The organism is Pseudomonas sp. NPDC086566, from assembly GCF_050280885.1.
Lineage (GTDB): Bacteria > Pseudomonadota > Gammaproteobacteria > Pseudomonadales > Pseudomonadaceae > Aquipseudomonas > Aquipseudomonas vlassakiae.
Genome location: NZ_JBNNWD010000017.1, coordinates 31,815 through 41,041, shown reverse-complemented (window position 1 = coordinate 41,041; position 9,227 = coordinate 31,815). Strand labels below are relative to the sequence as shown.

Sequence of the window (9,227 nt, the reverse complement as noted above, 5' to 3'; positions counted from 1 at the left end):
TGGTAGTGTGGGGTTTCCCCATGTGAGAGTAGGTCATCGTCAAGATTCATTTCGCAAAACCCCTATCTGCGCATGCAGGTAGGGGTTTTGTCTTTTTCGCCCAGTAAACCTTCAGCCCCGGGCCAGTTCCGCCAGGTGTGCCGTCGCTTCTTCGCTCTTGAGCACCAGCACATCGCTTTCCAGCGAATCGAGCACTACTTCAGCGGTATTGCCGATAAGGGCCCCGGAAATCCCTGTGCGTGCAACAGTGCCGATCACTGTGACCACCGCAGTGAGCTGCTTCTGCAAATGGGGAATCAACACGTCAGCTGGCCCTTCCGCGACATGCAGGCGGTCTTCACTGATATCGTATTCGGCCTGGAACGCACTGCAGGCCTCGCGATAGCGCTTCTCGATGGTTTCACTCAGCTGATAAACCGGGTCTGACGCCGACAGCATGGGGGAGGGGTGCGCACTGACGACATGCAGGTCGCCCTTGGCCAACCCGGCAATCGCATAACCGTGGTCGATAATGCTGGCATGCAGGCGGCGATGATCCTCGTCCTGGTTGCCGACATCCACCGCTGCCAGAATCACGCCACCGGTCCAGGGCCGTTCGCTCTTGACCATCAGTACCGCACAGGGGCACTGGCGCAACAGCTTCCAGTCGGTAGGCGTCAGCAGGGCTCTTTTCAGCGGGCTGTCCGGCCGGTGCTCTTTGATCACCAGCTCGCAACCCTCGGCCTGCTGCACGGCGATGATCGATTCATGCAAGCTCTCGTGCCAGTTCTGCTCATGGCTGACATTGTCATAGCCATCATCATGCAGTTGGCTGCTGAGCAAGCTGAGCAACGCACTGTGGTCATGCTTCTTGTCACACATCAGCAGGTGCAGGCGAGCACCGGTTACGCTGGCGATCAGCTTGGCCCGGGTCAGTGCACGGCTATGGGCATGTTCGGGGTCGAGGACAACGAGGATGCTGCGGACCGCTTGCATGGGTGTGAACTCCGTTCAAAGGTTGCAACCAATGCCTGACTATAGTCGGCGCTTCCCGCGTCGCCGTTTGATGTACATCAAGCATAGTCACTGGTGATACCCGCCGCCCTCGGTATAATCGCCGGTCTTGCCTGTCCAGTGTGGTTGCTCGCTTATGTCGCTGATCCCCGAAATCGATGCCTTTCTCGGCTGCCCGACCCCAGATGCCTGGATCGAAGCGGCACTCGCCGACCAGGAAACCCTGCTGATCGATCATAAGAATTGCGAGTTCAAGGCGGCCAGCACTGCCCTGAGCCTGATCGCCAAGTACAACACCCACCTGGACCTGATCAACATGATGTCGCGCCTTGCCCGTGAAGAGCTGGTGCATCACGAACAGGTACTGCGGTTGATGAAGCGTCGTGGTGTGCCACTACGGCCGGTCTCGGCAGGGCGCTATGCGTCTGGCCTGCGCCGCCTGGTGCGCGCCCACGAGCCGGTCAAGCTGGTGGATACGCTGGTGGTCGGGGCATTCATCGAGGCCCGTAGTTGCGAGCGCTTTGCCGCCTTGGTGCCGCACCTCGATGAAGAGCTCGGCACCTTCTATCACGGCTTGCTGAAAAGCGAAGCCCGCCACTATCAGGGATACCTGAAACTGGCCCACCAGTACGGTGACGAGGCGGACATAGCCCGGCGCGTCGCCCTGGTGCGTGAAGCCGAAGCCGAACTGATCCTGTCACCGGACCAGGAGCTACGTTTTCACAGTGGCATCCCGATGGCGCTAGCGGCCTGACACTCAGTAGCGGCGCCCCAGCAGCAGGCCGACCACCAGCCCAACGCCTGCGGACACGGCCACGGTCTGCCAGGGATGGCCACCGATATAATCCTGGGTGGCGTCCACCACTGGTTGCGCCTTGGCGCGCACCTGGCCGGCGGCCTGGCGAGCCTGGCGCAGTTTCAGGCTGACCTGCGCTCGCAGCGTTTCGGCTTCTTCGCCAACCAGTGCGGCGCTATCGTTAAGCAGTTTTTCCGATTCTTCGATCAATGCTTGCAGTTCACTGAACACTTGGTCCTTGATCTGATCGCTGTCTGCCAGTGCGGCGGTTTTACGGGCCATGAACACGTCCTCGTCGATGGGATTGTTAGAACAATGGATGCCTGCGCGCCGGGAAAGTTGCCAAGGCTTTGCCGAAGATCCGGCGCCAGGGTGTAAGATAGCGGCCATTTTCAGCAGGCAGGTACCTTCATGACTTTCAATCTGGCCAACATGAGCTTCGAGGAACGGGCACAGATCGAGGCGGAAAAGGCCCGGCTGTTCGAGCTGTGGCAAAACAACCTGGGCAAGGCCAAGGGTGAAGCTGCGCGACTGATCGCCGAAAAACCACGCCGCAAAGGCAAGTGGGCTGAGTGGGTGCGTGCCGAGCTGGACGCGATGTCGCCGCCAGAATTCGCCAGCATGGTCCGCAGCGAGGTCAACAAGATGATGGCTGCCGCCAGCGCCAGTCGCTGATCCCTCGCCCTACCAATACAGGCTGCCTTCCTTGGGCAGGTCCAGCTTGCCCTCGTCGGTGAAGCGCACGGTGCCAAACGGCCCGCCGGCCAGCTTGCCACGCAGCTTGTAAGGCATCCCTTGCAGTGAATCGAGCTTGCCCAGGCCATAGGCCTGGCGCAGGAAGGCGAACGCCGTGATGCTCACCGGCACCACGATCACGGCTTCGTCGTACCGGCCGATACGCCCTTGCTGATCACTGACCCCAGACGCCAACGGCTGGCCGTTCACCTCCAGGTTCAATGCAATGCCGCTGTAGTCGATGGCCGACTCGTTGGGGTTCTGCACTCTCATTTTCACCGCCATGCGCATTTCCAGCTCCTGCCCCGGCAGCGGCTCGATGCCGATCACGCTGATAGTGAGCGGGTCGCGCGCCTGGAACAGTGCGCAGGCGCTGAGCCCGCCGGCCAGCATCAGCACCAGCAGCAGGCGAAGGGAACGGCACAAATGGGCAGCCATGGAAGGTCCTTACCGGCGAAAGAGTGCCTTCAGTGTGGCAAAAGCACGGCAGCGTTGAAAGCACAGGGCGTTATGAAAGATACTGTTTCTCATTAACGCCCGATAATTTCTCCTACTGGCAGTGCTTTACCCCATGCTGACGTCTCCCGTGTCCGGTCTGCTGGCAAGTTTCCAGGAGCACTACGACGACCTGCTGCAGTTTCTCACCCGGCGCATGAGCGATCGGCAGCGTGCCGCCGACGTGGCGCAGGAGACTTACCTGAAACTGGTCAAGATCGACCAGCAGGCGGTGCCGGTGTTGCATGCGCGCAGCTTCATCTTCCGTGTGGCTGGCAACTTGGCCATTGATGCGCTGCGCCGCGAACAGCGTATCGCCGCCAGTCATGAGGGTAGCGATGGCGCAGGGGAGGTGGCCTGCCCGGCGCCGGCTCCGGAGGCGACGCTGCTGGCGCGGGAGCGCCTGCAGCTACTCGACGAAGCACTGCTGCAGTTATCCAGCAATGCTCGCCAGGCACTGCTGCTGAACCGTGTCGAAGGCCTGACCCAGGCCCAGATCGCACAACGGTTGGGCGTTTCCGAGAGCATGGTGGCAAAATACATCGGCCAGGCCCTGCGCCATTGCCGTGACTGGCTCAAGCACAACCATGACTGAAACTTCGACCATGCACGCTCCGCAGCCGATCAGTGACTTGTCCGACGATGCCCTCGACTGGCAGGTATTGCTGCACTCGGGCCAGGCCAGTGCGACCGATCGGGCACGCTATCGGCGCTGGTGCCAGCTCAGCCCGGCGCATGCCGAGGCGGCCCATGAGGCCGAAACGCTGTGGCAGGACCTGGGGCATACACAGGCTGCCCAAGCGTTCGAAGCCGCGCCCGCGCCCCGCAGCAAGCGCCACTGGGCGACAGGCATCGCTGCCTCGCTGGTGTTGCTGGTGGCAGGTTACAGCAGCTGGCAACAAGTGCCGGTGTGGCTGGCGGACTATCACACGGGCATGGGCGAGCGGCAGAGCGTCACCCTCGCAGACGGTTCGCGGGTACTGCTCAACAGCGCCAGCGCCCTCAATGTGGCCTTCAGCGCCAACGAACGCCGGGTGACGCTGCAAGCTGGCGAGGCATTGTTCGAAACCACCGATGACCCACGCCCCTTCGTCGTCGAAACCGCCGGTGAGGCCGTGCAGGGCAGTGCGGCCACCTTCAGTGTGCGCCGTGACGGCCATGTGGTGCTGGCCAAGGGCGCAGCCAGGCTCGGTGATCGCAACCTGGCCATCGCCGTCGACGCCAGCGCTCAGACGGCCTGGCAGCGTGGCAAGCTGATTTTCAATGGCAAACCGCTTGGGCAGGTACTGGCCGAACTCGAGCGCTACCAGCACGGCCGCATTCTGCTCTCTGACCCCACGCTCTCGGCGCTCGAGGTCAGCGGTGTGTTTGATTTGGACGCGCCGCAGGCCCTGCTGCGCACCCTGGAGCAGCGTTATGGCCTGAAGGTCACCTATCTGCCGTGGCTGGCGGTAGTGCACTGAGCCTGTAAAAAATAATCGGAATTTTTTTCATTTGGCGCTGCAAGTTCGTGCAACCCAGAACGTCGTAGTGGGACTGATCAGCCACCCATTCTCATTCACGACTTGTCTGGAAGCTCATTCGTGCCTCTCTTGCCCAAGCCCAACCACCGTCGCGGCGGTCGCCTTCACCATGCCCTGATGTCCTGCAGTGCCCTGGCCATGTTCGCCGGCCCCTTGCAGGCGTGGGCCGCCACAGACGTTGCAGCACAACTTCAGGCGCGCCAGGTTCAACTGGACCTGCCGGCGCAAACGCTGGATCAAGCCCTGACCGCATTCGCCGACCAGGCTGGCCTGCACCTGTTGTACACCACCGGGGATGTGGCAGGCTTGAACAGCCCGGCGCTGCAGGGCAGCTACGGTATCGAGCAGGCGCTACAGCTGCTGCTGGCAGGCAGTGACATGGCCTGGCAATTCAACGATGTCGGCACGGTCACCCTGCGCAAGACGGCGCCCGCCCCGCAGGCGATCAACCTCAAGCCCATCGAAGTCAGCGTTGCCTCGCGCACCAGCACCGCCATCAGCGAAATCCCCGGCACGGTGTGGGTGGTTGACCAACAGCAGTTGCGTGAACAGATCGACAGCGGCGTCAGCCTCAAGGAGGCCATCGGCAAGCTGGTCCCGGGCCTGGACCTGGCGCCCGAAGGGCGCACCAACTACGGCCAGAACATGCGTGGGCGCAATGTGCTGGTGATGATCGACGGTGTCAGCCAGAACAGCTCGCGCGGCCTGTCGCGCCAGTTCGACAGCATTTCGCCGTTCAACGTCGAACGCGTCGAGGTGCTGTCTGGCGCCAGCGCCATCTACGGCGGTGGCGCCACGGGTGGCATCATCAATATCGTCACCAAAAAGGGTGAAGCGGGCCCGGCACGCTTCGAGACCCAGCTCGGTGTCAGCAGCGGCTTCAACAACAGTGACGACCTGGCCACTCGTTTCGCCCAGTCGATCAGTGGCGGCAACGACCGGGTCAACGCGCGGCTGGGGATCTCCGGCGAACAGAACGAAGCCTTCTACGATGGCGCGGGCGAGCAGATTTTCATCGACAACACCCAGACCGACCTGCAGTACAACCGCACCCTCGATGTGCTGGGTACCCTCGGCCTGAAACTCACCGATGAACAAAGCCTCGACCTGCTGGCCCAGTACTACGATTCCGGCAACCACGGCAATACCGGCATCTACTTCCCCAATCTCGACTACAACGCCCCCTCGGACCTGGAGGACGCCGAACTGCGCAGTGGTTATTCCTCGGACCTTGAGCCACGCACCCGGCGCCTGTTGCTCAACGCCAACTACCACCACACCGACGTGCTGGGCCAGGACTTTTACTTGCAGGCCTCGTACCGCAAGGAAGACGACAATTTCTATCCGTTCCCGTACTACAACCGTGCCACGCCGAGCGGGTCGCGTGGCGTGTACTTCGCTGCCTCGCAGCAGAACTTCGAAGTCACCAGCCTCAAGGGGCTGTTCGCCAAGCAGTGGGACACGCTCAAGCTGACCTATGGCGTCGACCTGGATCGCGAGCGTTTCAACGCCGACCAGACCACGTTCGATGCGCTGACGTCCTCCGAGAGCGGTGGACTGGACCTCGATAAGCAAAGCAAGGCCGAGCGCTACCCCAGCTATCGGGTCGATGGCGTTTCGGTCTACGCCCAGCTCGACTGGCATGCCAGCGACAACCTGACCTTGTCCGGCGGCGCCCGGCGCCAGCAGATGGATGTGGATGTCAGCGACTTCAAGGGCGTACCCGGTGGCAGTAACGACTATGAGGTCAACCTGTACAATGTCGGCGCCATCTACGACTTCAAAAACGGTCATCAGGTGTGGACCAACTATGGTGAAGGTTTCGACCTGCCAGACCCGGCCAAGTACTACGGCAAGCCAGGCCTGAGCGTGGCGGACAACCCGCTGGCCGGCATCAAGAGCCGCCAGGTCGAGCTGGGCTGGCGCTATGCCGACCTCGACTGGGACGCGCAGGCCGCGCTGTACTACATCTGGTCGGACAAGATCATCAACGTCGACTCGCAGACGCTGACCATCGACGTCGAGGATCAGAAAAGCCGCGATTTCGGCTTTGAGGGTGCATTGACCCGGCACTTCCAGACAGGCTGGGAGGCGGGTGGAACCCTGCACCTGACACGTTCCGAGGAAGAAGATGCCGACGGCGACTGGATCAAGCGCGATGCCCGCTATGCCTCGCTGTCCAAGGCCACCGCGTTCGTCGGCTGGAAGGGCGATGGCCGCAGTGCGCGGCTGCAGGCCAACCACGCCTTCAGTCTGAAGGACGATGCCGATCATGAAATCGACGGCTACACAACCTTCGACTTGCTGGCCAGCCAGGACAGCGGTTTCGGCACTTTCAGCGCGGGGATCCAGAACCTGCTGGACAAGCAGTACAGCACGGTGTGGGGGCAGCGGGCGACGCTGTTCTACTCGCCGACCTACGGGCCGGCCTATCTCTATGACTATCAGGGCCGGGGCCGCACCTACACCCTGACCTGGAGCATGGCTTACTGATGGTCGTTGCCTGAGCCGGCCTCTTCGCGGGCACGCCCGCCCCCACAGATCATCACAGCCTTCAAGCCTTGTGCTGTACTTGTGGGAGCGGGTTTACCCGCGAAGAGGCCATGTCAGGAGAACGCTACCAGCAGATCCTCCACAAATGCCGCCTGCGCCTCCCCAGGCACCTGTGCCCGATGCCGAGCCAGGGTGAACGGCACCACGAAATCCAGCCCCGAATCCAGCGCCCGCAACATTCCCTGGTCTTCCCAGCTTGCCGCGCAGTGACAGGGCAGGTAGCCAATATGCCGCCCCGACAAAATGAATGTCAGCACGCTCTCGATCTGTTCCGCTACCGCCATGCTGCGCCGGCTCTGGAACGGCTCGCCGCCTTTGAGAAAACGGTACGGGTGGCGCACCTGGTCCGCCTCCAGCAACTGCTCGTGCGTCACCTCTGCCTTGTCGAACAGCACATGCCCCTTGCCGCAGTACAAGCGCTGGCGCTCTTCGAACAACGGCTGATAGTCGAACGCCGCCTGGTTGCCGGAAAAATAGCTGATGGCAAGGTCCAGCCGTTGCTCCAGCAGCAGTCTCTCAAGCTCCGCCGGTGGTGCGCTGATCAGCTCCAGCTGCACGGCTTCTTCGCGCCCGCGAAAGCGTGAGATGGCCGTGGCCAGGCGCAGGCTAACGGCCGCATCCTGGTTCTCGGCCATGCCCACCCGCACTGTCCCCAGCAAGCGCCCGGCGACGCCGTTGGCCTGCTGGCGGAACAACTCGACGTTCAGCAACAGCCCGCGTGCCGCCTCCAGCAGCAGCTCGCCCTTGTCGGTCAGACGAAAACCGCCTTTGCCGCGGCTGCACAGGCGGTAACCCAGGCGCGTTTCCAGCTGCGCCATGCGCTGGCTGATGGTGGGCTGACTCAGGCCCAGTACGCCTTGGGCGGCACTGAAGCCGCCGGCCTCTACTACAGTGACGAACAGCCGCAGCAGGTGCAGGTCGGGGTCGTGCAGTTGTCCGAGCATCACATTGCTCCTGAAGAATGTCAGCTTTACTAACTTGCCATTCTTGCAATGTTACCCGGATGGCATGCTGGCGGCATTCACCCACTTGCCGAGGTGCCCGTCATGCGTCCATCGCTGTGCCTGTTGTGTTTGATCCAGGCCCTGCCGCTGCAGGCCGAAGAAAAGGTCCTCAACCTCTACAGCTGGGCCGATTACGTCGCTCCGCAAACCCTTCAGCGCTTCGAAAAGGAAACCGGCTACAAGGTGCGTTACGACACCTTTGACACCACCGAAGTCCTCGAAACCAAGCTGCTCACTGGCGGCAGCGGCTACGACGTGGTGGTGCCGTCAGCCACCGTGCTGGCCCGGGCGCTGAAGGCCAATGCCCTGCAACCGCTCGATGCGCAAGGCATGCCCGGCTACGGCAACCTCGACAAGGACCTGCTGGCCAAGCTGGCCGAGACCGACCCCGGCAACCGCTACGCGGTGCCCTACACCTGGGGCACCTTGGGCCTGGGGGTGAATGTCGAGGCGGTGCGCCAGCGCCTGGGCGATGTACCGCTGGATAGCCTCGACCTGCTGTTCAAGCCCGAGTACGCCAGCCGCCTCAAGGCGTGTGGCATTGCCATGCCAGACTCGCCACAGGAAGTGATCGGTGTCGCTCTCAACTACCTCGGCAAGGACCCTTACAGCCAGGACAAGGCCGACCTCGCGGCGGCGCAGGACCTGCTCAACCAGTTGCAGCCGTCGATCAGCTACGTCGCCAATGGCCGGCAGATCAGTGACCTGGCCAACGGCAGCGTGTGCCTGGCGCTGACCTACAACGGCGACGCGGCCATGGCCGCCGACCAGGCGCGCCGCGCCGGCAAGCCGTTCGAGCTGATCTACCGCATCCCCCGTGAAGGCACGCTGGTGTGGCAGGACAACCTGGTCATCCCCAAAGACGCCCCGCACCCGGAAGCTGCCCGGGCGTTCATCGCGTTCATGTTGAAACCGGAATCGGTGGCTGCGCTCACCAATACGCTGTTCTTTGCCAATGCCAACCAGGCCGCGACGGCGCTGGTCGATGACGCCGTGCGCAATGACCCGGATATCTATCCGCCTGCCGAGGTGCGTGAGCGCTTGTATGCCGACCGCAGCATGGCGCTGTCCGACCTGCGTCAGCGCAACCGGCTGTGGACGGCCTTCCGCAGCCGCCAATGACCGATC

At 62.5% G+C, this 9,227-nt stretch carries 9 protein-coding genes and 1 pseudogene; 6 read left to right on the top strand and 4 right to left on the bottom strand.

The features are described from left to right. Positions 1-111 precede the first annotated feature (111 nt). On the bottom strand, positions 112-975 hold the full coding sequence (locus ACQKPS_RS26290) for a universal stress protein (RefSeq protein WP_254484723.1): 864 nt from the start codon (positions 973-975) through the stop codon (positions 112-114). 154 nt (positions 976-1,129) lie between these two features. Here ACQKPS_RS26290 and ACQKPS_RS26285 point away from each other — a divergent pair, with 154 nt between their 5' ends. After that, a complete protein-coding gene (locus ACQKPS_RS26285) occupies positions 1,130-1,747 on the top strand; it encodes a tRNA-(ms[2]io[6]A)-hydroxylase (protein WP_254484725.1) in 618 nt (205 codons plus the stop codon). 3 nt (positions 1,748-1,750) lie between these two features. On the opposite strand, the gene ACQKPS_RS26280 is transcribed toward ACQKPS_RS26285, so the two are convergent. Next, positions 1,751-2,071 carry a DUF883 family protein gene (locus ACQKPS_RS26280; RefSeq protein WP_254484727.1) on the bottom strand — a complete coding sequence of 107 codons (321 nt, stop codon included), beginning with the start codon at positions 2,069-2,071 and terminating at the stop codon, positions 1,751-1,753. Positions 2,072-2,200: 129 nt separating this feature from the next. On the opposite strand from ACQKPS_RS26280, the gene ACQKPS_RS26275 reads away from it, so the two are divergent. Next, positions 2,201-2,464, top strand: coding sequence for a hypothetical protein (locus ACQKPS_RS26275; RefSeq protein ID WP_254484729.1), 264 nt, complete (start codon positions 2,201-2,203; stop codon positions 2,462-2,464). Between the two features lie 9 nt (positions 2,465-2,473). On the opposite strand, the gene ACQKPS_RS26270 is transcribed toward ACQKPS_RS26275, so the two are convergent. After that, positions 2,474-2,962: an LEA type 2 family protein gene (locus tag ACQKPS_RS26270; protein WP_313201970.1), complete on the bottom strand. Its 489-nt coding sequence runs from the start codon at positions 2,960-2,962 to the stop codon at positions 2,474-2,476. Between the two features lie 133 nt (positions 2,963-3,095). On the opposite strand from ACQKPS_RS26270, the pseudogene ACQKPS_RS26265 reads away from it, so the two are divergent. The 3 genes and pseudogenes from ACQKPS_RS26265 to ACQKPS_RS26255 form a co-directional block, all read left to right on the top strand. Continuing rightward, positions 3,096-3,602 (top strand): annotated as a pseudogene (locus tag ACQKPS_RS26265) (RNA polymerase sigma factor); the annotation flags it as partial. Positions 3,603-3,606: 4 nt separating this feature from the next. Next, positions 3,607-4,482 (top strand): FecR family protein, encoded by an 876-nt coding sequence (locus tag ACQKPS_RS26260; RefSeq protein WP_427606172.1) that lies wholly within the window; start codon positions 3,607-3,609, stop codon positions 4,480-4,482. Between the two features lie 129 nt (positions 4,483-4,611). Continuing rightward, positions 4,612-7,035 (top strand): TonB-dependent receptor, encoded by a 2,424-nt coding sequence (locus ACQKPS_RS26255; protein WP_427606176.1) that lies wholly within the window; start codon positions 4,612-4,614, stop codon positions 7,033-7,035. A gap of 113 nt (positions 7,036-7,148) precedes the next feature. Here ACQKPS_RS26255 and ACQKPS_RS26250 read toward each other — a convergent pair whose 3' ends face one another. Continuing rightward, positions 7,149-8,039 carry a LysR family transcriptional regulator gene (locus ACQKPS_RS26250; protein WP_254484735.1) on the bottom strand — a complete coding sequence of 297 codons (891 nt, stop codon included), beginning with the start codon at positions 8,037-8,039 and terminating at the stop codon, positions 7,149-7,151. 102 nt (positions 8,040-8,141) lie between these two features. Here ACQKPS_RS26250 and ACQKPS_RS26245 point away from each other — a divergent pair, with 102 nt between their 5' ends. Further along, on the top strand, positions 8,142-9,221 hold the full coding sequence (locus tag ACQKPS_RS26245) for a polyamine ABC transporter substrate-binding protein (protein WP_254484737.1): 1,080 nt from the start codon (positions 8,142-8,144) through the stop codon (positions 9,219-9,221). Positions 9,222-9,227 lie beyond the last annotated feature (6 nt).